Origin of the sequence: Streptomyces sp. RPT161, from assembly GCF_027533845.1 — a bacterium.
GTDB lineage: Bacteria > Actinomycetota > Actinomycetes > Streptomycetales > Streptomycetaceae > Streptantibioticus_A > Streptantibioticus_A silvisoli_A.
On the sequence record NZ_JAPZVN010000029.1, the window covers coordinates 16,484 to 41,129 of the forward strand.

Consider the following 24,646-nt stretch of genomic DNA (forward strand, 5'->3'; position numbering starts at 1 on the left):
GGGAGGCCCCCCGTGACCGACCACCTGACCCCCGTCCCCGAGGACAAGTTCACCTTCGGTCTGTGGACCGTGGGCTGGCAGGGCCGTGACCCCTTCGGCGACGCCACCCGGGCCGCGCTCGACCCGGCCGAGACGGTGCGCCGACTCGCCGAACTGGGCGCGTACGGCGTCACCTTCCACGACGACGACCTGATCCCGTTCGGCAGTGGCGAGGCCGAACGCGAGGCGCGCGTCAAGCGCTTCCGGCAGGCGCTGGACGCCACCGGCATGAAGGTCCCCATGGCCACCACCAACCTGTTCACCCACCCGGTGTTCAAGGACGGCGCCTTCACCGCCAACGACCGCGACGTCCGCCGCTACGCGGTGCGCAAGACACTGCGCAACATCGACCTCGCCGTCGAACTCGGCGCCTCGGTCTACGTCGCGTGGGGTGGCCGCGAAGGCGCGGAGTCGGGCGCCGCCAAGGACGTGCGCACCGCCCTCGACCGGCTGAAGGAAGCGTTCGACGTGCTCGCCGAGTACGTCCTGGCCCAGGGGCTGGAACTGCGGTTCGCCATCGAACCCAAGCCCAACGAGCCGCGCGGGGACATCCTGCTGCCGACAGTCGGCCACGCGCTGGCGTTCATCGAACGGCTGGAGCACCCCGAACTGTTCGGCGTGAATCCCGAGACCGGTCATGAGCAGATGGCCGGACTCAACTTCCCGCACGGCATCGCGCAGGCGCTGTGGGCGGGCAAACTGTTCCACATCGACCTCAACGGACAGTCCGGCATCAAATACGACCAGGACCTGCGGTTCGGCGCGGGCGATCTGCGCCAGGCGTTCTGGCTGGTGGATCTGCTGGAGTCGGCGGGCTACACCGGGCCGCGGCACTTCGACTTCAAGCCGCCGCGCACCGAGGACCTCGACGGCGTCTGGGCCTCCGCCGCCGGATGCATGCGCAACTACCTCGCGCTCAAGGCCAAGGCCGCGGCCTTCCGCGCCGACCCTGTGGTCCAGGACGCGTTGCGCGCCGCCCGGTTGGACCAACTCGCCCGGCCGACCCTCGCTCCTGGTGAGACGGTCAGCGAACTGCTCGCCGACCGCTCGGCGTTCGAGGACTTCGACCCGGACGCGGCGGCCCGCCGCGGCATGGCCTTCGAACAGCTCGACCAACTCGCCATGGACCACCTCCTCGGCCTTCGGTAGCGTCGGTTCCGCCGTGGAACGTCATCCCTGTGTACCGCTGCTAGGAAGCGCACGTACGCTACCTCCCGCCCAGCATCAGCCCTGATGAGCGGTCCTTGACGGTCCTCGACAACAGAACCAGGAGAGACGTTCATGTCCAGTCCGGACGGCCCCGCCGTGCACCTGAACCACCGGACCGACCGGAGCCCCGGCCGCGCCGCCGGCCGTAGCAGCGCGGCCGCCGGCGCCGCCGGGCGCGCCCGCTCGCGGCGCGCCGCCAACGCGCCGCACAGACCGGTCGCCCAGCCGCGCGGCGGCTTCGCCGGGGCGGTGGTGCGGTGCGGGGAACTGCTCGCCCTGTTGGGCGTGACGACGGTGATCCTGCTGGTGGTCCTAGGTGCCGCTGGCGGCATAGGGCTGGCGATCTACATGTACGGCTAGCTCCAACCGCCTATGTCGCCTGGACGTTCCACCGGTAGAGGTGCTCCGGGCGCCCGGCGGCGCCGTACCGCAGCTCCACCCGCACCGCCCCGTCGCCGGACAGGTCGGCGAGGTAGCGTTGCGCGGTCGGCCGGGACAGGCCGAGCTGGGCCGCGAGTTCGCTCGCGGTCACCGGCCGGTCGGCGTGGCGGACCGCGTCCGCGATCAACCCGGCGGTGGGGGAGGAGCGTCCGCGACGGGCCCGGGCGGTGCGATCCGTGCCGTACAGCGCCCGCAGCGCCCGATCCACCTGCTCCTGGTCCAGGGTGCGGTCACCGCCGAGCTGGGCGCGGAACCGGGCGTAGGACCTGAGCCGACCGGTCAACTCCTGGGCATCGAACGGCTTGATCAGATAGCCGACCGCGCCACCGCCCAGCGCCTGGCGTATCTGCTCCGCGTCAGCGGCGGCGGTCAACATGATCACGTCCGCCCGCAGTTCGGGCAGCACGCTGGTGCCGAGCCGGTCCGGCAGGTACTGGTCCAGCAGCACCAGGTCGGGGCAGAGCCGCTGGTCCAGCTCGACCGCCTCCCGCGCGGTGTGCGCGGTGCCCACCACCTCGAAGCCGTCCACCCCGCCGGCGTAGCGGGCGTGCAACCGCGCCACGCGGTAGTCGTCGTCCACCACCAGTACGCCGATCATCGTTCGACCTCCACAGCGTCAACGAACAGGTTCGACGCCCCGGAGCCGCCCGGCGGCTCCACCACTGCCGGGATCCGGGCGATGAAGACCGCGCCGTGGTCCGCACCGCTCCCGCACTCCAGCCGCAGCTCGCCGCCGTACTTCGCCACCAGTTGACGGGCGAGGGGCAGGCCGATGCCGTGCCCGTCCCGGCCCTGGTCGGGCCGGGTGGTGAAGCCGCTGCGGAACAGCCGTTCCGCGTCGGCCTCCAGTACGCCGTCGCCGCTGTCCACGACCGCCAGGTGCACGGTGTCGCCCTCCGCCAGCACGCTCAGCTCCACCCAGGCGGGCGCGCGCTCACCGTCGGCGGCGGCCCGCAAGGCGTTGTCCAGCAGGTTGCCGACGACGCTGACCACGTCGAGCGGCTCGGCCAGCCGCCGGGGCAGATTCGAGTCGGCCACCAGGCGCAGCGCGATGCCCAGTTCCGAGGCGGTCGCCGTCTTCGCGGCCAGCAGCCCGCGCAGATACGGGTCGGCGATCCGGGCGCCGTCCCGCCCCTCGGTGGCCAGCGGCGCCGCGGCCAGCTCCCGCAGATACGACTGCGCCTCCTCACGGCTGCCGGTGGCCAGCAGGCCGGAGAGGGTGTGCAACCGGTTGGTGTACTCGTGCGCCTGGGCGCGCAGCGCGTCCGACAGCGACCGCAGCGCCGACAGTTCCCGCTCCAGCTCGTCCAGTTCGGTGCGGTCGCGCAGAGTCAGTACATGGCCGAGGTCCTGGTCGCCGCGGCGCACGGGCTGCGCGGTGACCACCAGCAGCCGGTCGCCCACCACCAGGTGGCTCTGCCGCAGCTCCCGGCGGGCCAGCATCAACTCGCACAGCGCGGACGGCAGTTGGGCGTCGGCCACCGGGGTGCCCGGCGGTCGCGGTCCGCCGAGCAGCCGTGCCGCCTCGTCGTTGCACACCGTGATGCGGTCCGCGGTGTCCACCGCCAGTACACCGTCACCGACCCCGCCCAGCACGGCCCGCTGCTCCCGCAGCAGTTCCGCCAGCTCAACCGGCTCCAGACCGAGGGTCTGGCGCTTCAGCCGACGTGAAAGCAGCACCGCCCCCGCCGTGCCGACCAGCAGCGCCACCCCGGCGAACCCGGCGGCCTGCCGGATCAGCGGTACGGCTGCCTGCTGCGCGGTACGGGTCCGTACGCCAGTGCTCACCTCGCCGATGATCCGGCCCCGCGGGTCCCGCAGCGGCACCTTGGCCCGGGCGGAGTCGCCGAGCGTACCGCGCTGCACGGAGACCGACTCCCGGCCGTCCAGCGCGGTCGGTTGGGTGCTCACCGGCTTGCCCAGCTCGGCCGGATCCGGGTGCGAGCGCCGGATGCCGTGCACGTCGGTGACCACCACGAACAGCATGCCGGTGCGCTGCCTGATCCGCTCGGCCTCCCGCTGGACGTCGCCGTTCGGATCATGGCCGGAAGCGATCCGCTGCACGATCACCGGATTGTCGGCGGTGGTACGGGCCACGGCCAGCGCCCGCTGTGCGTACTGCTGCTCCGACTGGTGCCGCACGAGCATCGCCGTGAGCGTGAATCCGCCGCCGAGCACCAGCAGCAGCACCGTGATCTGCGCGAGCAGCGCCTGGGTCACGAGGCGGGGTTTACGGCGGAACATGCCGACAGGGTACGAGACGGCACTGGCGGCGCCAGTCGGTGTAGCGGGCATGGGGTCCGGGTCTCCGTGAGCACAACGCACACAAAGCGCGAAACGCATTCGAAATCCTTAACCAGCACAACCGACATGGATCTGGTCACCGTTCGACACGGCCCATACCGTGCAAGCCGCAACGGGGGAGAACGGCGAGAAGGAGATCCCTGGATGGCGGCATTGGCAACATCGGCGGCGACCGCGGCGCTGTCCTGGACCGGTCATGACACCTGGCTGTTGACGCTGGTGGGGATTTCCATAGTCGTCGTCATCCTGCTCATCAGCTGGCTGAAGGTGCACGCGTTCCTGGCCCTGATGGTCGGATCCTTCGTGGTCTCACTGCTGTCGGGGCATCCCGTGGCCAAGGCGGTGGACTCCTTCACCAACGGACTGGGCGGCACCACGGGCAAGATCGGCGTGCTGATCATCCTTGGTGCGATCCTGGGCCGCCTGTTGGCGGATTCGGGGGGTATTGACCAGATTGTCCGCACGTTGACCCGGCTGGTCGGACCCGAACGCCTGCCGTGGGCCATCACCCTGGTCGCGGCCATCGTCGGACTGCCGATGTTCTTCGAGGTCGGCTTCGTGATGCTGGTGCCGCTGGTGCTGCAACTGGCCCACCGCGCCAGGTACCCGGTGCTCCGGGTGGGCATCCCGGCGATGGCCGGACTGGCCACCGTGCACGCTCTCGTTCCGCCGCACCCCGGACCGCTGATCGCCGTCCAGGCGGTACACGCCACGATCGGCCTGACCCTGGTCTACGGACTGCTTGTGGCGGTGCCCTGCGCGATCGTCGTCGGCCCGCTGTTCACCGCCTACATCTGGCCGAAGGTGAAGGCCGAGATACCCCAGTCCGCGCTGGCGGCGTTCACCACCACCGCGAGCGATGAGCCGGAATCCGCGACCGCCCGCACCATGCCGCGCTTCTCGGTCACGCTCGGCACGATTCTGCTGCCCATCGCCCTGATGATCCTCAAGGCGATCTGCGACACCGTGCAACTGGCCCACGGCACGCTGTACTCCGTACTGGAGTTCCTCGGCACGCCGGTGATCGCGCTGCTGTTGGCGGTACTGCTCGCGCTGTTCACCTTTGGGTACTCGGTCGGTTCCAGCAGGCGGAACGTACAGGAGTCGTTGGGCAGGAGCTTTCCGCCGATCGCCGGTGTGCTGGCCATAGTCGGCGCGGGCGGCGGCTATTCGCAGGCCCTGCAGGACAGCGGCGTGGACGGCGCCATAGGCATGGCCGCACGCCACTTCCACATCCCGCTGCTACTGCTCGCCTGGCTGGTCGCGGCCCTGATGCGTACCGCCGCGGGCTCCGGCACGGTCGCCACCGTCGCCGCGGCCGGCATCGTCGGCCCCCTGGCCCACGGACTCACCCAGGCGGCCCTACTGGCCCTGGCCCTCGGCTCCGGCGCGGCCTTCCTCGGCCATGTGAACGACGCCGCGTTCTGGATGTTCAAGGAGTACTTCGGCCTGTCGGTTGGGGGCACGTTGAGGACTTGGACGGCGGCGCACACGTTGCTGTCGGTGACGTCGCTGGGGGCGATCTTGCTGGTCAGCGGGGTTGTGACGTGATGCGGTGAGGTTTGGGGCGTTGGGGGTTTTGGGGCTACGGGGGCTGCGGGGGACTGTTGGCGGGGGCTCTTGTGCGCACGTGACATCCGGCGCCCAACAGCAGAGGCACCAGCACAACTTCGTCCCCCCGCCGTGCCAGGACGTCGTGCAACAACGGTCGCAGCAGGTCGAGATGGCCGACCTCGACCGCAGCCCGGGCCGCAACGTCCGTACAGCCGCCAGGAGTTGGTGGACCGCCGCCGCACCGGCCGGATCGCGGGTGCCGTGCGCCACGGCTACCAGGGCGGGTGACGCGGCGGTGCGGCTCACGGGGTGACCGCCAGCCGGTAGCCGCGCTTGGGCACGGTACGGACCAGGGCTGCGTGCGGTCCGAGCGCCGCCCGCAGCCGGGCCACGGCCGCGTCGACAGCGTGCTCGTCGGTGGTGCCGCCCGTCCACACCCTGCGGAGCAGCTCCGCTCGGTTGATCACCCGACCGGGATGGTCGGACAGCGCGCGCAACAGGGCCGCGAGGACCGGCGGCAGCCACACGGCCTCGTCGTCATCGATGAAGACCGCCCCGCCCTGCAGCACCACCCGCCGCGAGCCGCTGACCAGTTCGCGGCGGTTGCGCGCGGGCAGCTCCTCGGCGAGCGTGCGCACCAGTGCGCCGAGTCGGCCGCGCTCCGGCCACACCGCATCGACGCCCGCCTCCCGCAACGGACGTGCGCACAGGGGGCCGACACAGACCGGCAGCACGTCACCGCGCAACGCGTCCAGCACCTCCGCACCGCATCCCATGAACTCCGCGGCGGACAGCAGCGCGTCGATCGCGGGGGCGCTGGTGAAGGTGAGGCAGTGCAACTCGCGCCGTACCGTCAGCTCCACCAGCCGCCGTACCGCCTCCGGGTCCTCGGGCGGCCCCCAGCGGTAGACCGGGACCGAGATGACCTCGGCGCCACGCTCGTGCAGCGCGGCGGCGAAACCGTCCAGCGGCACGCCGTGCTCCTGCACGGCGACCCGGCGTCCGTGCAGCTCCCGGGCGAGCAACCAGGTGAGCAGCTCATCGTTGGCCTCGGACCCCGGCGAGTACGACTCGTTCAGCCCGCTGGCCCGCACTGCGCCGGTGGCCTTCGGGCCACGGGTGAGGACGACGGCACCGCGGCACACGTCGGCGAGACCGCCGCCGAGCCCCCAGCCGTCCGCCGCGCTCATCCAGCCCCGCCAACCGACGCCGGTCGTGGCGATCACATAGTCCAGCGGTGCGCTCAGACACCGCTCGGTGGCCCGGCGCAGCGCCGTGTCGTCGCCCAGCGGGACGATGCGCATGGTGGGCGCCTCGACCACACGGGCGCCTCTGCGCCGCAGGAGTGCCACCAGTTCCTCGCGGCGGCGCGTCGCGGTCACACCGACGGTGAATCCGGTCAACGGTCCTGTCGGCGGGGGTGCCGTTGTGCCAGTGCCCATGAAGTGCAGGGTCAGCCAGCGGCGTTACGGACCGATTGCCCCGAGGTCACACGGGAGTTAGCGCAGGTGCCCCGGAGGTTACGGAAGATGTCCTGAACGTCACCCCGTCCCCGAAGCGGTGTGAGGGAGACGTACCGCCCCCGCAACACGGGTGAACCGGGCCCGTAACGGCCGGGCGTGACGCTCTTGCCATGACGACGACCGACACGCACTGCCCGTACTGCTCGCTCCAGTGCGGCATGCGGCTGGCCGCCGGCAGCGGCGCGACGGTGGAGGTCCTGGAGCGGCCGGAGTTCCCAGTGAACCTCGGCGCGCTGTGTGGCAAGGGCCGTACCGCGGGGGCGGTGCTCTCGCCCGCGGCGCGGCTGACGGCGCCGCTGGTGCGTGCCGGGCGGGTCGGCGAGCTACGTGAGGCGTCCTGGCCGCGGGCGCTGGACCGGGTGGCGGAAGGCTTGGAGCGGGCCGCCCGGCGGTACTGCGCGGACGCCGTCGGGGTCTTCGGCGGTGGCGGCCTGACCAACGAAAAAGCCTATCTGCTGGGCAAGTTCGCCCGGGTGGTGCTGCGCACCTCCAACATCGACTACAACGGCCGGTTCTGCATGTCCTCCGCCGCCGCGGCGCACCGGGCCGCCTTCGGGATCGACCGTGGACTGCCGTTCCCGCTCTCGGACATCGCGACCACCGGTTGTGTGATCCTGGTCGGCGGCAACCCGGCCGAGACCATGCCGCCCGCGCTGCGCTACTTCCGGGAGTTGCGGGAGAACGGCGGTCGCCTGATCGTGGTCGATCCGCGCCGCACCCGTACCGCGGAGCTGGCCGACCTGCACCTGCGGCCGGTGCCGGGCACCGATCTGGCGCTGGCGCTTGGGTTGTTGCACCTGGTGTTCGCCGAGGGGCTGGTGGACGAGGAGTTCGTCCGGAACCGCACCTCCGGCTTCGAGCGGGCCATGGCTTCCGCCATGGCGCACTGGCCGGAACACGTGGAGCGGTTGACGGGCGTCCCGGTGCCGCTGATGCGGCAGGTGGTACGTGTCTTCGCCGGGGCGCACAGCGGCATGGTGCTGACCGCGCGCGGCGCCGAGCAGCACAGCAAGGGCACGGACACGGTCCGGGCCTGGATCAACCTCTGCCTCGCGGTGGGGAAGGCGGGACGTCCGGGCTCCGGCTACGGCTGCCTGACCGGGCAGGGCAACGGGCAGGGCGGACGGGAGCACGGCCAGAAGGCCGACCAACTGCCCGGCTACCGCTCGATCGAGGACCCGGCGGCCCGCGCGCACATCGCCGGGGTGTGGGGCATCGACCCCAACCAGCTGCCGGGGCCCGGCTGTTCCGCCTATGAACTCCTTGACACCGCGGGCCGGGACGGCGGCCTGCGCGCACTGCTGCTGATGGGATCCAATCCCGTGGTCTCCGCACCCCGGGCAGGCCACGTCACCGAGCGGCTGAGGGGGTTGGACTTCCTCGCGGTCAGTGATGTGGTGCTGTCGGAGACGGCACGCCTCGCCGATGTGGTGCTGCCGTCCGCGCAGTGGGCCGAGGAGACCGGGACCACGACCAACCTGGAGGGCAGGGTGATCCTGCGCCAGGCGGCCATCACACCACCGCCCGGGGTGCGCACCGACCTGTACGTACTGCGGGAGCTGGCGGCACGGCTCGGTGTGGACAAGGGGTTCCCGGACGATCCGATGGAGGTCTTCGAGGAGCTGCGGCGTGCCTCGGCGGGCGGCGCCGCGGACTACGCGGGCATCAGCTACCGGCGAATACGCGATGAAAACGGCGTGTTCTGGCCCTGCCCCGACGAGCAGCATCCCGGCACACCCCGGCTGTTCCTCGACCGCTTCGCCACCCCGGACGGCCGGGCCCGCTTCGCGGCGGTCTCCCACCGTCCGTCGGCGGAGCAGCCGGACGGTGACTACCCGCTCTACCTCACCACCGGCCGGGTGGTCGCCCAGTACCAGAGCGGCGCCCAGACCCGCAGGGTCCCCGAGCTCAACGAGGCGGCGCCCGGCCCGTTCGTGGAGGTCCATCCGCACCTCGCGCGGCGGCTCGGGGTCACCGAGGGCGAGTTGCTGGCGGTCAGTAGCCGCCGTGGTCGTGCGGTCGCCCCGGCCCGGGTGACCGACACCATCCGCCCCGACACCGTGTTCATGCCGTTCCACTGGAACGGCCCGGGCCGCGCCAACACGTTGACCAATCCGGCGCTCGACCCGACGTCCCGGATGCCGGAGTTCAAGGTGTGCGCGGTACGCGTGGAGCGGGCGGCCGCGTCATGAGCGGCACGCCCCGGCGGATCGCGGTGGTTGGCGCGGGGCTCGCCGGAGCCCGCTTCTGCCAGCGGTTCCAGGAGCTGGGCGGCGACGCCGAGTTGACGCTGTACGGCGCAGAACCGCGCCCCGCCTACAACAGGGTGCTGCTGGCCGATGTGCTCACCGGGCGGTACACCCCGGAGTCGATCAGCCTGCCGTGCGGCGAACCCGGCCCCGAACTGCGCACCGGCAACGAGGTGGTGGGCCTCGACCCCGCCGCCCGCACCCTGCTGCTCGCCACCGGGGAGCGCGCGGAATACGACGAGGTGGTGCTGGCCACCGGCGCCAACCCGGTGCTGCCACCGCTGCGCGGGCTGTACGCGGACGGCACGCCACTGGCCGGTGTGCACTCCCTCCGTACGCTGGCCGACTGCGCCCGGCTGGCCGAGGACGCGGTGCGGTCGGAGCGGGCCGTGGTCATCGGCGGTGGAGTGCTCGGTGTGAGCGCCGCCCGGGCGCTGGCCGCGTTGGGGCTGGCCGTCGAAGTCGTCCACCAGGCACCGCACTTGGTGGAGCGCCACTTGGATGAGCAGGCCGGACAGGCGCTGCGAACCGCGGTGTTCGCACTGGGCGTGACGGTCTACCCCGACAACCGCGCCCGGGCGCTGCACGGCGGCCCCCGTGTCAACGCCGTGGAGTTGGCCAGCGGTTATGTCCTGGACACCGATCTGGTGGTGATCGCCTGCGGGGTGCGACCACGCACCGGCCTGGCTCACACGGCCGGTCTCACGGTACGCCGTGGGGTGATCGTGGATGACCGTCTCGCCGCCTCCGCACCCGGGGTGTACGCGATCGGCGACTGCGCGGAACACCGCGGCACCGTCCACGGCCTGGCCGGACCCGCCTGGGACCAGGCCGACGTGCTGGCCGCCCGACTGTCGGGGGCGGATCCGGGCGCCACCTACACCGGTTCGCGACCGCTGTCCCGGCTCACCGCCGGGCCGCTGGAGTACGCCGCTTTCGGCGAAGTCGGCGACGACCTGCCCGGCACCGACGTGCTCCGGCTCGCCGACGCGACCCGTGGCTCGTACAAGAAGCTCGTGCTGCGCGGGGACCGGCTGGTCGGCGGCATCCTCCTGGGCGACCTGGCCACCGTCGGCGACCTGACCCGGGCCTACGAGCGGGACGAGCCGCTGCCCGCCGACCCCCTCCAACTGATCGTCACGCAAGGAGCCGCGCAATGGTGAAGAAGGACCTGGTGCTCGTCGGCCACGGCATGGTCGGACAGCGATTCCTGGAGGAGTTCCTCGCCCAGCGGGATGCGTCGCGGGACTGGCGGGTGACCGTCCTCGCCGAGGAGCCGCGGCCCGCCTACGACCGGGTGCGGCTGACGTCGTGGTTCTCCGGGACGTCGGCGCAGGAGTTGTCATTGTGCGCCGACTCCTTCGTTGACGAGCACGGCATCGACCTCAGGCTCGGCGATCCCGCGGTCGCCGTGGACCGCGAACGCCGTACCGTCACCACTCGTTCCGGGCGGGTGGTCGGGTACGACGCGCTGGTGCTCGCCACCGGCTCGTACCCGTTCGTGCCACCGGTGCCCGGCCGCGACGCGCACGGCTGCCATGTGTACCGCACCCTTGAGGACCTGGCCGCGATCAAGGAGGCCGCCGCCACCGCGCGGGTGGGCACGGTGGTCGGTGGCGGACTGCTGGGCCTTGAGGCGGCGGGCGCGCTGCGCGCGATGGGCCTGGAAACCCATGTGGTCGAGTTCGCGCCCCGGCTGATGGCGCTCCAGGTGGACGACGGCGGCGGGGCGGCGCTGCGCCGCCGGATCGAGGAGTTGGGCGTCGTCGTGCACACCGGGGCGGGCACCCAGTCGATCGGCACGGGGTGGGACGGCCGGGTGCGCACCATGAGCCTGTCCGACGGCGCCGAACTCGCCGTCGATCTGGTGGTGTTCTCCGCGGGAGTCCGGCCCCGGGACCAACTCGCCCGGGAATGCGGCCTGGTGGTGGGGGAACGCGGCGGCATCACCGTTGACGAGCGGTGCCGCACCAGCGACCCGCACATCCTGGCCATCGGCGAGTGCGCCCAGGCCGCCGACGGCCGGGTCTACGGACTGGTCGGCCCCGGATACGCCATGGCGGAGGCGGCGGCACTCCAACTGACCGGCGGCTCCGGCGAGTTCACCGGCGGCGACACCTCCACCAAGCTCAAGCTGCTGGGTGTGGACGTGGCCAGTTTCGGCGACGCGCACAGCACCACACCCGGAGCACTGGACGTGGTGTACACGGACACCAGGGCGGGGGTCTACAAGAAGCTCGTCATCGGCGAGGACGGCGCCCTGCTCGGCGGTGTCCTGGTCGGCGATGCCGAGGCCTACAGCGTGCTGCGGCCGCTCGCCGTAAGCCGTCGGCCGCTGCCCGCGCCGCCCGAACAACTGCTGCTACCCGCCTCCGCCGCTGGTTCCGGGGCCGTGGGCGGCTCCGCCCTCCCCGACGAGGCACTGGTCTGCTCGTGTCACAACGTCAGCAAGGCCGCCCTCCGTGCCGCGGTCAGTGAGCACGGCTGCACCAGCGTGCGCGAGGTGAAGGCATGCACGAAGGCAGGTACCGGTTGCGGAAGCTGCGTCAAGCTCCTCGGCGGGATCGTGGAGGACGAACTGGCCGCCGCGGGTGTGGAATCGGCCCGCGGACTGTGCGAGCACTTCACCCACACCCGCGCCGAGCTCTACGAGATCGTCCGTGTCAAGGGCATCACCAGCTTCTCCCGCCTGGTCGACGAGCACGGATCCGGCGAGGGCTGTGACATCTGCAAACCCGTCGTCGCCTCGATCCTCGCCTCCCTCGGCAACGGCTACGTGCTCGACGGCGAACAGGCGGCACTTCAGGACACCAACGACCACCACCTCGCCAACCTGCAACGTAACGGCTCCTATTCGGTGGTCCCCCGCATCCCCGGGGGCGAGATCACCCCCGACGGTCTGATCACCATCGGCGAGATCGCCCGTGACTTCGGCCTCTACACCAAGATCACTGGCGGCCAGCGGATCGACATGTTCGGCGCCCGGGTCGACCAGCTCCCGCGGATCTGGCAGCGGTTGGTCGACGCCGGATTCGAGTCCGGACACGCCTACGGCAAGGCGCTGCGCACCGTGAAGTCCTGCGTCGGGCAGGCCTGGTGCCGCTACGGCGTACAGGACTCGGTCGCCCTCGCCATCGAACTGGAGCTGCGCTACCGCGGTCTGCGCTCCCCGCACAAGCTCAAGGCGGCCGTCTCCGGCTGCGCCCGCGAGTGCGCGGAGGCGCAGAGCAAGGACTTCGGCGTCATCGCCACCGCCGAGGGATGGAACCTGTACGTGGGCGGCAACGGCGGCATGACCCCGCGGCACGCCGATCTGCTCGCCACCGACCTCGACCGCGAGACGCTGATCCGCACCATCGACCGCTTCCTGATGTTCTACATCCGCACCGCCGACCGGCTGGAACGCACCGCGCCGTGGATAGAGCGACTGGAAGGCGGCCTGGACCATCTGCGCGAGGTGGTCCTGGACGACTCGCTCGGCATCTGCGCCGATCTCGAAGAACTGATGGCCCGTCATGTCGAGACGTACCAGGACGAGTGGGCCGCCACCCTCGCGAATCCCGAGCGCCTGCGGCGCTTCGTTTCCTTCGTCAACGCGCCCGGCACACCCGACCCGACCGTGCGCTTCGTTCCCGAGCGGGACCAGATGCGCCCCGCCCGGCCCGAGGAAGACGCGGAACACCGCGTACCGGCCCTGATCGCCGGTCCCGAACTGGAGGTACACACCCGATGACTGTGGACACCCAGGTCCCCGCCGCCACGGCGGTGGTCGAGATCGCACACGACGAGCGGTGGACAGCGGTCTGCCGGTACGGGGAACTCGTCCCAGGCCGTGGGGTTACCGCGCTGGTCGGCGGCGAACAGGTGGCGGTCTTCCGGGACCGCGCCGGTGCGCTCTACGCGGTCGCCAACACCGACCCCTTCAGCCACGCCTCGGTGATCTCCCGCGGCATCGTGGGCAGCCGGGGCGACACACCCGTCGTCGTCTCGCCGATGTACAAACAGGCCTTCGACCTGCGTACCGGGAAGTGCCTGGACGAGCCCACGGCACCCGACGGCAGCGCCGCGCGGCTGTCCGTGTGGCCGGTACGGGTGACGGCATGACCGCGCTCACCTCCACCACGCAAGGAGCCACACTCGATGACTGGCGCCCCGAGGACCCCGTCTTCTGGGAGCGCACCGGTGCCCGGGTGGCGCGCCGCAACCTGGTCTTCTCCGTACTGTCCGAGCACATCGGTTTCTCGGTATGGAGCCTGTGGTCGGTGTTGGTGCTGTTCCTCGGACCGAAGTACGGGATCGACGCCGCGGGCAAGTTCACGCTCACCGCGCTGCCCACCGCCGTCGGTGCGGTGCTGCGGCTGCCGTACACCGTCGCGGTGTCGGTCTTCGGCGGTCGCAACTGGACGGTGATCAGCGCCCTGTTGCTGCTGGTACCGACCGTGCTGGCCGGTCTCGCACTGCGGCCCGGCGTCAGCTACGCCACTCTGCTGGCGGTGGCGGCGGTGGCCGGACTCGGCGGCGGCAACTTCGCCTCCTCGATGGCGAACATCAACACCTTCTACCCGCAGCGGCTCAAGGGCCGGGCGCTGGGCATCAACGCGGGCGGCGGGAACCTCGGAGTGGCCGCCGTCCAACTGGTGGGCCTGCTGATCCTGGCCACCGCGGGCGCCGCGCACCCCCGGCTGCTGCCCTTGGTGTACATCCCACTGATCGTCCTGGCGGCGCTCGGCGCGGCCCTGCGTATGGACAACCTCAACGTGCGGCGCGACGACCCGGGCGCGCTGCGCGAGGTAGCCGGGGACGTCCACACCTGGGTGATCTCACTGCTCTACGTCGGCACCTTCGGCTCGTTCATCGGCTTCGGGTTCGCCTTCGGCCAAGTGCTCCAGGTGCAGTTCCACCACGACTTCAACACACCCGTAAAAGTCGCTTACTTGACGTTCCTCGGCCCACTGCTCGGCTCGCTGGCCCGGCCGCTCGGCGGCGCGATGGCGGACCGCTGGGGCGGTGCGAGGGTCACCCTGTGGAACTTCGCCGCCATGGCACTCGGGGCGCTGACCGTACTGATCGCCTCACGGCACGGCTCGTTGGGGCTGTTCCTCACCGGCTTCATCGCCCTGTTCGTGCTGAGCGGCATCGGCAACGGCTCGACCTACAAGATGATTCCGGTGATCTTCCACCATCGGGCGGTCCGCTCCGACGCCGACCCCGAACGTGCCGAGCGCGTCGCGCGGCGCCACGCCACCGCGGTGATCGGCCTGGCCGGGGCGGTGGGAGCGCTCGGCGGCGTACTGGTCAACATCGCCTTCCGGCGCTCCTTCCAGACCTCACACAACGGCGACGCCGCGTACCTGGCGTTCGTCGTGTGCTACGCGGTGTGCCTGGCCGTCACCTGGGCCGTCTACTGCCGCCCCCAGGCCGTCCAACCCTCGGCCGACGGGATGGCGGACCCGGGTTGAGCCCAATGCCGTTGACTTCAGGCCTTGAACCTCGGTCTGTCCGCCGGATCTGGTGGATCGTGTCGCCGGGTGCGTTCAGGCGTGACCTGCGGCTCGCGGCGGTGGACGGGGATCGAACCCGAGACGACACCACTCGTCGCCGCCCCTCGGCATCCAACACGAGCACGAAATTAACTATTGCGCTGTGCAATACTTCGTCACGGTCGTGGATTCGCCAAGGGTTGGAGTCGCGATGCCGGACGTCGGCGTGCGCTGCATGAACGGGCGCCCGGGTCCGTCGCGGGGGGTGCGCGTGCTGGTGGAGCGCAGCCTGCCGCTCGCGTGGGCAACGGGACCCGTACGCCCCGACGTGTGGCTCCCGGCGCTGGCGCCGTCGGCGTCGCTGCGTCGGCTGTGTCCAGCCGTCGAGGTCGCGTTCGAGGAGTTCGCCGTTCGCTACGCACGGGAACTCGAGGAGCCGGAACGCCAGCCGCAGCTCCGGCTCCTCCAGAGCCTGGCGGCCGACGGGCCGGTCGTCCTGCTGGCCAGTACGTCCCCGGTGAGCCTCAGTCACGCGGCGGTGCTGGCGCGCCGCCTGCGCCTTCCTGCTCGTACGGCCCTGGCGCCCGAGCCGGAAGGTGGGGACCCGGCCTGCTGGGCGGACCGCATCTGCCCCGAGTGCGGCCGGATCCCCGACGCCTCGACGGGTGCGACCTGTCGGTCCTGTCATGCGGCGACGACCGGGTGACGCGACGTCCCGCTCGCGTCCGAGGTGTCGGACGCCGACTACCGCTGGAGAACGTACGAGACATGACGACATCGATGCCCCCGCGTGCGGGGTTGGTCCTTGGCGGTCGTCCGCTGGCGTTGCTGCTGGTCATCACAGGGGCGATGGGGCTGCTGGCCTCCTGGGTGATCACCGCGGACGAGTTCAGGATCTATGAGGCCAGGGCCGCGGGCAGGTCGTTCACGCCCGCGTGCAGCCTGAATCCGGTGGTCTCGTGCGGGAACGTGATGGAGAGTCACCAGGCATCCGTGTTCGGCTTTCCCAATCCGATGCTGGGGCTGGTGGCGTTCGGTGTGGTGCTGTGCGCGGGCATGGGACTGCTGGGGGCCGCGCGGTATCGCCGCTGGTTCTGGAGCGCTATGCAGGTCGGCACGCTGCTCGGCGTGGGGTTCTGTACGTGGCTGCAGTATCAGTCGCTGTACGTGATCGGCTCGCTCTGTCTGTGGTGCTGCATGGTCTGGATCGCGACCATCGTGATGTTCAGCTACGTCACGGCCCACAACATCATCCGGGGAGTCGTTCCCGCGCCTGCCGGGATCCGCGGGGCTCTGACGGAATTCCACTGGGTGGTCCCGACGCTGTGGGTGGGCGTCATCGGCATGCTGATCCTCACGCGCTGGTGGAGCTTCTGGTCAAAGTGACCGCGACTGGCGGGCGGACTCTGTCGGCGCCTCCTTGCGGCACCAAGTCCACGTAACGGCTTGGCCAGCAATCGGGCGCTTACCCGGATGCAAGTATTGCAGCGTGCAATACTTGCCTTGTGGAAGAGATATGGACGGACCAGTCGAAGGCTCCTGTGTGTGATCCGCCCGGGGCGGCGAAGTGCCTGGGTATGGCGTCTCATCGCGGACTGGTGTCGGCGTGAGCGGCGGTACGCGGCACAGGGCCGCGCACCTCGGAGACTTCACCGTCCGGCCGCGGATGCTGCTGATCACCGGCTGGGCGCTGCTGGTCGGCGGCGCGGGTGCGGTGGCGGCGCTGGCGCTGTTGCGGCTGATCGGCCTGGTCACCAACCTGGTCTTCTACCAGCGGTGGCAGGCGTCGTTGGACGCCCCCGGCCTGCACCACCCTTGGTGGCTGGTGCTCGGTGCGCCGGTGGCCGGTGGGTTGGTGATCGGGCTGATGGCCCGGTACGGCTCGGAGAAGATACGCGGGCACGGCATGCCCGAGGCGATCGAGGCGATCCTGACCGGTGGCAGCCGGGTGGCCCCCCGAGTGGCGGTCCTCAAACCCGTCTCGGCTGCGATCAGCATCGGTACCGGTGGGCCGTTCGGCGCCGAAGGACCGATCATCATGACCGGTGGGGCGATCGGTTCGATACTGGCCCAGGCGCTGCGGCTGACGGCCGACGAGCGCAAGACACTGCTGGTGTCCGGTGCGGCGGCCGGTATGGCGGCCACGTTCAACTCGCCTTTGGCAGCGGTGCTGTTGGCCGTTGAGCTGCTGCTGTTCGAGTGGCGGCCACGCAGCTTCGTACCCGTTGTGGGGGCCGTCGCGGTCAGCACGGTGTGCCGTGGCCTTCTGATGGGCACCGGGCCGATCTTCCCGGTCTCCGCGAACAATCTGCACACCAGCGGGGGAGTGGACGCGCTGTGCGTGCTGGCGGGCGCCATCGGCGGCGCGCTGGCGGTGGCGGCTACCTGGCTGGTCTACCGGGCCGAGGACGCTTTCGCCCGGCTGCCGTTCCACTGGATGTGGTGGCCGGCCATCGGCGGTGCGGTCATCGGCCTCGGCGGTCTGATCGAGCCGCGCGCACTCGGTGTGGGCTACGACGTCATCGACCAACTGCTCACCGGCCGCGCCACGGTGCCCCTCATCGTCGGCATCCTGGTGGTCAAGACCCTGATCTGGTCACTGTCGCTCGGCTCCGGCACGTCCGGTGGTGTCCTCGCTCCGGTCTTCATGATCGGCGGGGCGGTCGGCGCCGCCGAAGGGCTGGTCCTTCCGCACGTGGTGCCCGGATTCTGGGCGATGATGGGGCTCGCCGCCGTGGTCGGCGGTGTGATGCGCTCGCCGCTGACCGGTGTGGTCTTCACCTTGGAGCTCACCCACGCCTGGGCGGCCGGGTTGCCGCTGCTGATCTCCTCCACCGCCGCCTACGCGCTGTCCGTGCTGTTGCTGAAGCGCTCGGTGCTGACGGAGAAGATCGCCCGCCGCGGCCTGCACCTGACCCGGGAGTACTCCACCGACCCCCTGGAGACCTTCTTCGTCGAAGAGGTGATGGTCCGCGACCCCGTCGTGCTCGACCGCGCCGACACCCTCGACGAGGCGCTGGCCAGGACGTTGCGGCCGGGCGAACAGCCCGACGACGGGCAGCGGCTGTTCCCCGTCACGGACAGTGGGGGCGCGCCGTACGCCGTGGTCAGCCGCCGAGCCCTGCTGGACGCCACCTCGCGGGCCCTCAACGAGGGAGTACCAGCCACTGTCGCCGATGTTGCCGTTCCGGTGCCCGTGGTCCTGCGGCCGGACGACACCCTGCGCCGCGCCGCGTATCTTTTCGCCGAGCACGGCATCACCGAGGCGCCCGTGGTGAGCCGCGAGTCGGTGGAAAGGGTCGTCGGAACCATCGCGCTGCCGCATCTGTTGCACGCGCGGTTGCATGACCTCACCGAGGAGCATCACCGCCAGCGGCTGCTTCCCCGGCAGGCGCTTGCCGCCGCCGACGGCGGACAAGGTGAGCCCGGGCCGATGAAGATCAACGCCGACTGCTGACCGGCCCTACACCGTTGCCGTCTGGGGCGGGAGGTCATGGGGAAGCGAGTAGCGCCGGATCCGTCGCGAGGTCGATGGCCGGCTCGTCGGCGGCGGCGATGAGGGCCTGCAGCGCCTGAACGAGGCCCTTGCGCTGGTCGGCCGGCAGACGTTCCACGATCGTGGCGATGTCGTCGTGCCGACGGGCCAGCACCTCGCGGACAAGGCGATGTCCGGCACTGGTGAGGCGCAGAACGACCTCCCGGCGGTTGTCCGGGTTGATCTGGCGGTCGACATGGCCGATCGCCTCGAGTTTGTCGATCATGCGCATCGCCGTGGAGGGGTTCACCCCCAGCACCGACGCGAGGGCTGCCAGCTTGACCGGGCCCTGGCTCTCCAGCACGACCAGTGTGCGCAGCTGGGGCAGGGTCAGGCTGGGGTCTATGTCGGCGAGTGCGCGGGCGGAGATGGCCACGAACAACCGTGAGGCGGTCATCACGGCGCCACTGACCTCCTCGACAGTGTCACTGCCCTGCGGTTCCGTCGCGCGTGGTGCGTTGCTGCCCTTCACCTGCTGCCCCATGGCCGTCATCCGGACTCGAACAATCGCGTGTCCGGACTGGGTGGATTTTTGGTAGTACCTGCATTATTGCGGACTGCAATGGTATCCTCAAAGTGGTACAGGCAGAGGACCCGGTGTGGGTGCCGTGGCGTCGCACACGCAGGGGGTGATGCCGGTGGACGCCGAAGCTGTTCACGAAGCCTATTCCTTCGTCTGCCTGTGTTGCGGGTACGGCTGGGAACAGGGATACGAGATCCGGCATGTGATGGACCTGGCCGGGGCGCTGCACGCCCGCTATTTCGTGGATGGCGCTCCCGTGCCCTCGCCGCTGACCCACGCCGTCTGCCCGTTCTGCGGGAGCCGAAGGATCCGGACGCTGCGACCCGGCAGGGTGGAAACCATCCGCCGGCAACTCGGTCTACAAACAACTGGCAGGTCCGAACAGCACCGCTGCCGCGGAGACACTCCAAGACGGCGAGAAACCGAGGTCGTTCAGGGACATCTGAGGGGAAGTGAGTCACATGTCCGACCTCTCGCACCACACCACTGATATCACCGGCCACCCCGACGTGGCCGAAATGCGGGAACGGCACGCGAAGCTGGCCGCCGGTCGACAGGCCGTCGCGGTCGACGGGCTGGTCCTGCTCACCGGGCTGTACATGGCGATATCCCCATGGGTGGTGCACTTCCACGCCACCAACCCGGACCTCACCGTGAACAACCTGATCCTCGGCATCACCATGGCCGTCATCGGCCTGGGCCTCACTCTGGCCGCGGAGCGGATGTACCGGCTGAGCTGGACCTGCGCCGCGATCGGAATCTGGATGATCATCTCGCCGTGGGTCGTGACCGTCGGCCACAGCGCGACGGCGGGCCTCATCTGGAACAACGTGTGGGTCGGCGCCGTGGCATTCGTCCTCGGCCTGGTCGCCGCGGGCATGGCGATGACCACCAGCCGTCGCACCGACAAGATGGCCCCCAGCCGCCACACCGAGAAGTAGCGTCGGCACGACGCGGCCCCCCGCCGACTGGCGTGAGTCCGCCGCGGAGGGCCGCGCCCAACGGCACGGCCACGGGGCCCGAGGAGGCGCTATGAGCCTTTCTCTGCACGATCGGCGGGTCCTCGCCGACATCGAACGACAGGTCAACGAGCACAATCCCGATCTGGTGTCGCTTCTGGCCACCTTCGGCAAGTCGTCGCCCAGGGTCAGGGCGATGGCAGCACTACGCCCTCACGTCGATCTGATCGTGAAGTACGTGGTGCTGGTGACCGGCATGGCCCTTCTCGTCGCGGCCGTGGCGTTGCACAGTGCGCCGTTGCTCGCCGCGGCGGTTGGTGTGGCGCTCGCCTTCGGGCTCTTGAGGTTGGTCCTGCGATGCGGTCAACGCCGCCACGCACTACGAGTTGACAGATGACCGGGTGAGGGGCCGGGGTGCCGCACGTCCAAGGGGTGCGGCACACAGGCCGTTGATCGACCGACAGCGGCGGAGGCCGGTCGATCAACGGCCGGTGCCCAGCCTTCGGTAGACCGGCGCAGGAGTCCGCCGTGCGAACCTTCCCGCATGTGGCTGCTGCCGTTGCTCGGTCGTCGGTGACGCGACCGCCGGAGGCGGCCGCGGCGGTGATGGCCACCGGTGCGTTGTCCACCTGCTTCGCGCTGACCGGCCCGCAGTGGCTGTCCGGAGCCCTGCTGGTCGTGACGGCCCTGATGTGGTTGCTGCTCTTCTTCGGCTTCCTTGCTCAGATGGCCTTCGCCCCGCGAGGGTTCGCGTCGACGGCCAGTGAACCCGCCTCCTTGGCTCTCGCCGCAGGCACCGCCGTACTGGGAACCCGCATGACGATGCTCGGCCGGTACGGCATCGCCCAGGGGCTGCTGTGTGTCGCTGTACTGCTGTGGCTTGGACTTCTTCCACCTACTGCGGCATTGGCGAACGCCCACAGCCGGTTCGGCTTTCCTGACGTCTGTCTCCACCCAAGCCCTCGCCGTACTGGCGGCCCAACTCGCCCGGCGATCAGGCCCCTCCTGGGAAGCCGTACCCGCCTTTGTCGCCTTCGTTTGCGGACTTGCGTTGTACGGTGTGGCCGCGACCCGCTTCGACATGCGACACGTAGCGCGCGGCGCGGGCGACCAATGGGTGTCCGGCGGGGCCCTGGCAATCAGCGCGTTGGCAGCAGCGTCACTCCTGAACGCGCCTTGGGCACACCAACTCCTGAGCCCGGCACGGCCCGCTCTGGTCATCGCCACCGAGGCGTTGTGGTGGGCAGCGGTGGGCGCCTGCGCACTGCTGATGGCCAGTGAGGTCATCTGGCCCCGGCCGCGCTACGACATCAGACGGTGGTCAACGGCCTTTCCCATGGGCATGTTGGCTCTGGCGAGCCTGACGATGGCGCAGGAACTGCGGTACGGCCCGGTGTGGGAAGCGGGCCACATCCTGTCCTGGATCGCGTTCACCGTCTGGCTGGCCGTAGTGGCCGGAACCCTACGCCGGAGCGGCATCACTCCCGCACGTCCCGAGCCACGTCGCCCGACGCCGAACTCACGGTTACCCAGCCCCGTTCACCGCGCCGTCGTGGCGGGTCCGGCGGCGCAACCCGCGTGGACGGTGCGGGCGCCGATTAACACTATGGCGGCCCGCTGAACAGGATGTCTCACGGTTCCCCCGTTCCGGTTATGGCATGGCATGCAGTGCCGTGACCCTGCGGAATCGACCTCTGCCCTTGGAACTGCGTTTCGGCTCGGGGTAAACCCGCTGGCGGCGCCTGGTCTGCTGGCAGCAGTGGCGCTCGTTCTAGGTGTCCGGGGTATCACCTGGCCACCCTCGCGACGGTCAGGGTTGTTCGGGGCTGTATTGCAGTGCCTCACGGGGGTACGCGTCGGCGATGGAGGTGTTCGGATCGCGGGTGGTCCATTCCAGGACCTTGGACCCGTCGAGACGTTCGAGGACGTACTTGTCGCTGCGGTACCAGATCGCCTCGGTCACACGCTTGTCCCGCTGGTAGTTCCGTTCGAGTTTCACCGTCCTCGAATGGCTCTTGACCTCCTCGTGAGTGGTGATGACTTTCAGTTCGTGGCTGATGGTCGAGCTGAGGGATGCCCCGACGCCTTTGAAGCCGAAGCTGGCCTCGGCGGTGACCGAGATGGTGGTGGTCTCCTCCACAGTCCTGGCATTGGAGGTTGTCAGGCCCACGGTGGTCTCCTCGGAGTGGGTGTAGTCCGAGGCGCCGCCGTGCTCGTAGGAGTAGACCCGTTCCCAGTAGCCGTACCGGCGCAGGAAGTAGTACGGGTTCTCCCGGGCTTGGCGCTGACGGTCGTAGGCGGAGTCCTTGACCAGTGGGAAGGGATAGGCCATGACCCCGACCTCGACGGGATCGGTCTTCGCGGACGGGGTGGGCTGATAGCTGGTCATGCGGTGGATGTCACCGATACCCCTGTCGGGAATGTCGGGCAGCTCGAGCACGGACTTGTACTCGTCCTCGACTTCCAGGTACCACTTCTGTGCATCGCCCAAGTACCACTGCTCGACGGGAGCGGACGGCTGTGTGCTGTAGCTCTTGACGTTCAGGGCTAACTGGCTTTTCTCGTTGGCGATCTGGAAGGTGCCGCCGCTCGCCGAGTGAAGGAACCACTGCTGGGCGGGACTGCTGCTCGGCTGCTGGAGACGGTACTGCTCTGCGTACGCCCCCGGTGAGGTGCTGTTGGAGACGATGTTCACCACGAGTCCACTGGCTTTGTTGGCCAGTAGGTACTTGCCGAAGTCGAGTGGGAATACGTGCCAGACCTGGCTCATGCGCTCCTGGCCGGAGGGCCGGAGCTGCCACTGTTCGAGCCGTGCGGATTCACCGAGGCTGTAGGACGTGACGTTGAGGTACAGATTGCTGCGCTGGTTCTTGATGCGGTAGGACCTACCAGCCGGAATACCAGACATCGTAGCCATCCTCTCGATCGCAGAAGGAACCTGGCCCACCGAACAGCTAGCACTCATCTCCGGCATAGCTGGCAAGGCGTCGCCAATGAGGTGGATTCGGCAGGGAACGAGTCAAGCGCTCGGGACAGCGGAACGTCTAGGGAGAGAACCAGCCGCTGTACGTGGACAAGTGACTTGTCAGGGCGCAGCCGGGTCTCACCTGTCCAGCAGCAAGGCGCCAGCAGTGGCCTTCGGCCGTGGAGGGGCAGGGGCGGCTCGGGGTGAGACGGCACCCATCACGGAAGGGGTGCCCCGAAACCGGAGCACCCCTTCCGTTGGGCGTTGAAGCTGTGGTCCGACGCCATGAGTTGAGTGATCAAGCCTGGACATGGACTAACAGTGCAACACCACGCTGTTGGGGCTAGCCCAACCGGCCAGCACCAACAGGGAAGTTGCCGGTGAGAGTGTTGATGATGCCCCATCACGTGGTCTGGTGCCCTGAGTCTTCGAAACGCCGAGGTCGTACCGACTACGGCGCTGCGTGGGTCGATCGCGTCGCCGGGTGTCGGTGACTGGCCGCGGGGCACCGGATTCTCGGTGGATCACTGACTCAGGGCACTAGCCACTCAGGGTTGCGGGGAGGACGTCTGCTGCCTCGCCCGATTCGGTCTTCCGTGAGTATGACGGCGCGGGGTGGTGGCGGGGTCAGCGGTTGTAGCGCTCGATCTTCAGGACCCAGTTTTGGAAGCCTGCCGTCGCGCCGCTCGAGACCCTGACCTTCACGCGGGCCGTGACGTTGCGTGTGGGTAAGGCGACTGGGAAGTCGGCGACGCGGATCAGTGTGTGGGAGGACCATTCCGGATTGCCGCGGGCGGTGACAAAGCGGTGGTTGCTGCTGACCGGCGCGGCCTGGTCGTTACCGAAGAAGACGGTGACGTTCGCGACGGCGTTGTTGTCGGGGTGGGAGACGATGGCCTCGGCGCTGAAGGTCGCGACGAAGACCGCCCCGTATGAGGGAGTTCCCTGTCCGACTGCCAGGTTGATGGACGCGCCGGGCAGGTCGGTCCACTGGGTGTCGGTCAGCTCCTGGCGGACGTCGTCCCACAACAGGTGGGTGTTGTCCGGGGGGCGATTGGTGTCCAGGGGGGTGAGGTTGGGTGTGGGTGTGCTCATGGGTGTAACTCCCGTGCGGTAGAAGGCGTTGCGGGCTGGTAGCTCCTCAGCGGACTCCCCGTCGCGCACACTCGACACACACGCCGCCGCCACGTTCTGTGCTCGTTCGAATACGTTTCGTCATGGGTTCCGTGAGTGGCCACGCCCGGTACCGTCCAGCGCACGGCGGACGTGCTGCACCGCGGGTCCGAGCGCGGCGGCCACCAGCATCGACACCTGACACTTGTGCCCTCCGGGTCTGGCCCGGCGCGCGGCGGCCGATTCCAGGCGCCCTCACACTAGGGGCCTTGGGGTAGGCGCACAGGGCACACTAAGCAGCGCAGTCGACGGTGCCGGAATGCCGACCGGCGCCGAAACACTCGCCATGAGCCGAGTCACATCGACGTAAAAAGCAGCGGCGCGCACTCCCTGAGGCTTGGCCTCACACGCGGTGGCGTACGCCCACCGCACGCCGCTGCGCGACGCGCGCGACCGACTGAAGTGGCGAATTTGAGAGCACTCGTGTCCCGCGTGATCGCTGACGTCGGTCAGGAGCTGCGCTTGATCGTCTACTGGGTATCGGGTGCAGTGATACCACTGGTGCGCTCATCGGGCGCCATGAACGCTGAGATCCTCTAATCCCACGCCCCGTACTGCCGACGGATCACGAGTCAGAACCCTTAGTAGTGCAACGACAGTTGGTGGACCCGCATGGTGGAGTGGCCGCCGAGGTCAGCGCACATGCGAACCGCCGCCCTTCGCCAGGGAGCTGGAGGGTGGCCGTGGGACTT

21 protein-coding genes and 1 pseudogene are annotated in these 24,646 nt (G+C 69.7%); 15 read left to right on the forward strand and 7 right to left on the reverse strand.

Annotated elements, in window-relative coordinates; translation table 11 throughout:
• Positions 1–24: 24 nt before the first annotated feature.
• Together xylA and O5O46_RS32325 are read left to right on the forward strand one after the other, a co-directional pair.
• Positions 25–1,188 carry a xylose isomerase gene (xylA, locus tag O5O46_RS32320; RefSeq protein ID WP_269859249.1) on the forward strand — a complete coding sequence of 388 codons (1,164 nt, stop codon included), beginning with the start codon at positions 25–27 and terminating at the stop codon, positions 1,186–1,188.
• 132 nt (positions 1,189–1,320) lie between these two features.
• Entirely contained in the window at positions 1,321–1,608 is a 288-nt protein-coding gene (locus O5O46_RS32325) for a hypothetical protein (protein ID WP_269859209.1), read from the forward strand.
• A gap of 10 nt (positions 1,609–1,618) precedes the next feature.
• Here O5O46_RS32325 and O5O46_RS32330 read toward each other — a convergent pair whose 3' ends face one another.
• Together O5O46_RS32330 and O5O46_RS32335 are read right to left on the reverse strand one after the other, a co-directional pair.
• The gene (locus O5O46_RS32330) at positions 1,619–2,287 is read right to left on the reverse strand and encodes a response regulator (RefSeq protein WP_269859210.1); all 669 of its coding nucleotides are present in this window, start codon (positions 2,285–2,287) and stop codon (positions 1,619–1,621) included.
• Positions 2,284–3,933: an ATP-binding protein gene (locus O5O46_RS32335; protein WP_269859211.1), complete on the reverse strand. Its 1,650-nt coding sequence runs from the start codon at positions 3,931–3,933 to the stop codon at positions 2,284–2,286. The genes O5O46_RS32330 and O5O46_RS32335 overlap by 4 nt, the downstream gene beginning before the upstream one ends.
• A 204-nt stretch (positions 3,934–4,137) precedes the next feature.
• On the opposite strand from O5O46_RS32335, the gene O5O46_RS32340 reads away from it, so the two are divergent.
• Positions 4,138–5,544, forward strand: coding sequence for a GntT/GntP/DsdX family permease (locus O5O46_RS32340; RefSeq protein ID WP_269859212.1), 1,407 nt, complete (start codon positions 4,138–4,140; stop codon positions 5,542–5,544).
• A gap of 34 nt (positions 5,545–5,578) precedes the next feature.
• Here O5O46_RS32340 and O5O46_RS32345 read toward each other — a convergent pair whose 3' ends face one another.
• Complete coding sequence (locus O5O46_RS32345) at positions 5,579–5,698, reverse strand: hypothetical protein (protein WP_333482443.1); 120 nt, start codon at positions 5,696–5,698, stop codon at positions 5,579–5,581.
• Between O5O46_RS32345 and O5O46_RS32350 the strand changes: the two genes are divergently transcribed.
• The gene (locus O5O46_RS32350; RefSeq protein WP_269859253.1) at positions 5,690–5,860 is read left to right on the forward strand and encodes a hypothetical protein; all 171 of its coding nucleotides are present in this window, start codon (positions 5,690–5,692) and stop codon (positions 5,858–5,860) included. The genes O5O46_RS32345 and O5O46_RS32350 overlap by 9 nt on opposite strands.
• Here the strand turns inward: O5O46_RS32350 and O5O46_RS32355 are convergent.
• Positions 5,850–6,989, reverse strand: coding sequence for a uroporphyrinogen-III synthase (locus O5O46_RS32355; RefSeq protein ID WP_269859213.1), 1,140 nt, complete (start codon positions 6,987–6,989; stop codon positions 5,850–5,852). The two genes, O5O46_RS32350 and O5O46_RS32355, sit on opposite strands and share 11 nt — an antisense overlap.
• Before the next feature lie 191 nt (positions 6,990–7,180).
• Between O5O46_RS32355 and O5O46_RS32360 the strand changes: the two genes are divergently transcribed.
• From O5O46_RS32360 to O5O46_RS32395, 8 genes are all read left to right on the forward strand, one after another.
• Positions 7,181–9,262, forward strand: coding sequence for a molybdopterin oxidoreductase family protein (locus O5O46_RS32360; RefSeq protein WP_269859214.1), 2,082 nt, complete (start codon positions 7,181–7,183; stop codon positions 9,260–9,262).
• Entirely contained in the window at positions 9,259–10,482 is a 1,224-nt protein-coding gene (locus O5O46_RS32365) for an NAD(P)/FAD-dependent oxidoreductase (protein ID WP_269859215.1), read from the forward strand. Before O5O46_RS32360 ends, O5O46_RS32365 begins: the two co-directional genes overlap by 4 nt.
• The gene (nirB, locus tag O5O46_RS32370; protein WP_269859216.1) at positions 10,476–13,052 is read left to right on the forward strand and encodes a nitrite reductase large subunit NirB; all 2,577 of its coding nucleotides are present in this window, start codon (positions 10,476–10,478) and stop codon (positions 13,050–13,052) included. Before O5O46_RS32365 ends, nirB begins: the two co-directional genes overlap by 7 nt.
• On the forward strand, positions 13,049–13,423 hold the full coding sequence (nirD, locus tag O5O46_RS32375; protein WP_269859217.1) for a nitrite reductase small subunit NirD: 375 nt from the start codon (positions 13,049–13,051) through the stop codon (positions 13,421–13,423). The genes nirB and nirD overlap by 4 nt, the downstream gene beginning before the upstream one ends.
• Positions 13,420–14,778 carry an MFS transporter gene (locus tag O5O46_RS32380; RefSeq protein WP_269859218.1) on the forward strand — a complete coding sequence of 453 codons (1,359 nt, stop codon included), beginning with the start codon at positions 13,420–13,422 and terminating at the stop codon, positions 14,776–14,778. Before nirD ends, O5O46_RS32380 begins: the two co-directional genes overlap by 4 nt.
• A 232-nt stretch (positions 14,779–15,010) precedes the next feature.
• Entirely contained in the window at positions 15,011–15,505 is a 495-nt protein-coding gene (locus tag O5O46_RS32385; RefSeq protein WP_269859219.1) for a DUF488 family protein, N3 subclade, read from the forward strand.
• 62 nt (positions 15,506–15,567) lie between these two features.
• Positions 15,568–16,185: a vitamin K epoxide reductase family protein gene (locus O5O46_RS32390; protein WP_269859220.1), complete on the forward strand. Its 618-nt coding sequence runs from the start codon at positions 15,568–15,570 to the stop codon at positions 16,183–16,185.
• A 280-nt stretch (positions 16,186–16,465) separates the two neighbouring features.
• Positions 16,466–18,256, forward strand: a complete 1,791-nt coding sequence (locus tag O5O46_RS32395) for a chloride channel protein (RefSeq protein WP_269859251.1) — start codon at positions 16,466–16,468, stop codon at positions 18,254–18,256.
• A 34-nt stretch (positions 18,257–18,290) separates the two neighbouring features.
• On the opposite strand, the gene O5O46_RS32400 is transcribed toward O5O46_RS32395, so the two are convergent.
• Positions 18,291–18,818 (reverse strand): MarR family winged helix-turn-helix transcriptional regulator, encoded by a 528-nt coding sequence (locus O5O46_RS32400; protein WP_269859221.1) that lies wholly within the window; start codon positions 18,816–18,818, stop codon positions 18,291–18,293.
• A 500-nt stretch (positions 18,819–19,318) separates the two neighbouring features.
• On the opposite strand from O5O46_RS32400, the gene O5O46_RS32405 reads away from it, so the two are divergent.
• From O5O46_RS32405 to O5O46_RS32415, 3 genes and pseudogenes are all read left to right on the forward strand, one after another.
• Positions 19,319–19,798, forward strand: coding sequence for an SPW repeat protein (locus tag O5O46_RS32405; RefSeq protein WP_269859222.1), 480 nt, complete (start codon positions 19,319–19,321; stop codon positions 19,796–19,798).
• A gap of 91 nt (positions 19,799–19,889) precedes the next feature.
• The gene (locus tag O5O46_RS32410; protein WP_269859223.1) at positions 19,890–20,213 is read left to right on the forward strand and encodes a DUF3040 domain-containing protein; all 324 of its coding nucleotides are present in this window, start codon (positions 19,890–19,892) and stop codon (positions 20,211–20,213) included.
• Between the two features lie 209 nt (positions 20,214–20,422).
• Positions 20,423–21,437 (forward strand): annotated as a pseudogene (locus O5O46_RS32415) (C4-dicarboxylate ABC transporter).
• A gap of 189 nt (positions 21,438–21,626) precedes the next feature.
• Here O5O46_RS32415 and O5O46_RS32420 read toward each other — a convergent pair.
• Positions 21,627–22,724: an RICIN domain-containing protein gene (locus O5O46_RS32420; RefSeq protein ID WP_269859224.1), complete on the reverse strand. Its 1,098-nt coding sequence runs from the start codon at positions 22,722–22,724 to the stop codon at positions 21,627–21,629.
• 684 nt (positions 22,725–23,408) lie between these two features.
• Complete coding sequence (locus O5O46_RS32425; protein WP_269859225.1) at positions 23,409–23,876, reverse strand: hypothetical protein; 468 nt, start codon at positions 23,874–23,876, stop codon at positions 23,409–23,411.
• Positions 23,877–24,646 lie beyond the last annotated feature (770 nt).

Bases quoted from the DNA above. Each gene is read 5' to 3' on its own strand.
- O5O46_RS32325 (WP_269859209.1), top strand. From the start codon at position 1,321: ATGTCCAGTCCGGACGGCCCCGCCGTGCACCTGAACCACCGGACCGAC.
- O5O46_RS32330 (WP_269859210.1), bottom strand. From the start codon at position 2,287: ATGATCGGCGTACTGGTGGTGGACGACGACTACCGCGTGGCGCGGTTG.
- O5O46_RS32335 (WP_269859211.1), bottom strand. From the start codon at position 3,933: ATGTTCCGCCGTAAACCCCGCCTCGTGACCCAGGCGCTGCTCGCGCAG.
- O5O46_RS32340 (WP_269859212.1), top strand. From the start codon at position 4,138: ATGGCGGCATTGGCAACATCGGCGGCGACCGCGGCGCTGTCCTGGACC.
- O5O46_RS32355 (WP_269859213.1), bottom strand. From the start codon at position 6,989: ATGGGCACTGGCACAACGGCACCCCCGCCGACAGGACCGTTGACCGGA.
- O5O46_RS32360 (WP_269859214.1), top strand. From the start codon at position 7,181: ATGACGACGACCGACACGCACTGCCCGTACTGCTCGCTCCAGTGCGGC.
- O5O46_RS32365 (WP_269859215.1), top strand. From the start codon at position 9,259: ATGAGCGGCACGCCCCGGCGGATCGCGGTGGTTGGCGCGGGGCTCGCC.
- nirB (WP_269859216.1), top strand. From the start codon at position 10,476: ATGGTGAAGAAGGACCTGGTGCTCGTCGGCCACGGCATGGTCGGACAG.
- nirD (WP_269859217.1), top strand. From the start codon at position 13,049: ATGACTGTGGACACCCAGGTCCCCGCCGCCACGGCGGTGGTCGAGATC.
- O5O46_RS32380 (WP_269859218.1), top strand. From the start codon at position 13,420: ATGACCGCGCTCACCTCCACCACGCAAGGAGCCACACTCGATGACTGG.
- O5O46_RS32385 (WP_269859219.1), top strand. From the start codon at position 15,011: ATGCCGGACGTCGGCGTGCGCTGCATGAACGGGCGCCCGGGTCCGTCG.
- O5O46_RS32390 (WP_269859220.1), top strand. From the start codon at position 15,568: ATGACGACATCGATGCCCCCGCGTGCGGGGTTGGTCCTTGGCGGTCGT.
- O5O46_RS32395 (WP_269859251.1), top strand. From the start codon at position 16,466: ATGCTGCTGATCACCGGCTGGGCGCTGCTGGTCGGCGGCGCGGGTGCG.
- O5O46_RS32400 (WP_269859221.1), bottom strand. From the start codon at position 18,818: ATGGGGCAGCAGGTGAAGGGCAGCAACGCACCACGCGCGACGGAACCG.
- O5O46_RS32405 (WP_269859222.1), top strand. From the start codon at position 19,319: ATGTCCGACCTCTCGCACCACACCACTGATATCACCGGCCACCCCGAC.
- O5O46_RS32410 (WP_269859223.1), top strand. From the start codon at position 19,890: ATGAGCCTTTCTCTGCACGATCGGCGGGTCCTCGCCGACATCGAACGA.
- O5O46_RS32420 (WP_269859224.1), bottom strand. From the start codon at position 22,724: ATGTCTGGTATTCCGGCTGGTAGGTCCTACCGCATCAAGAACCAGCGC.
- O5O46_RS32425 (WP_269859225.1), bottom strand. From the start codon at position 23,876: ATGAGCACACCCACACCCAACCTCACCCCCCTGGACACCAATCGCCCC.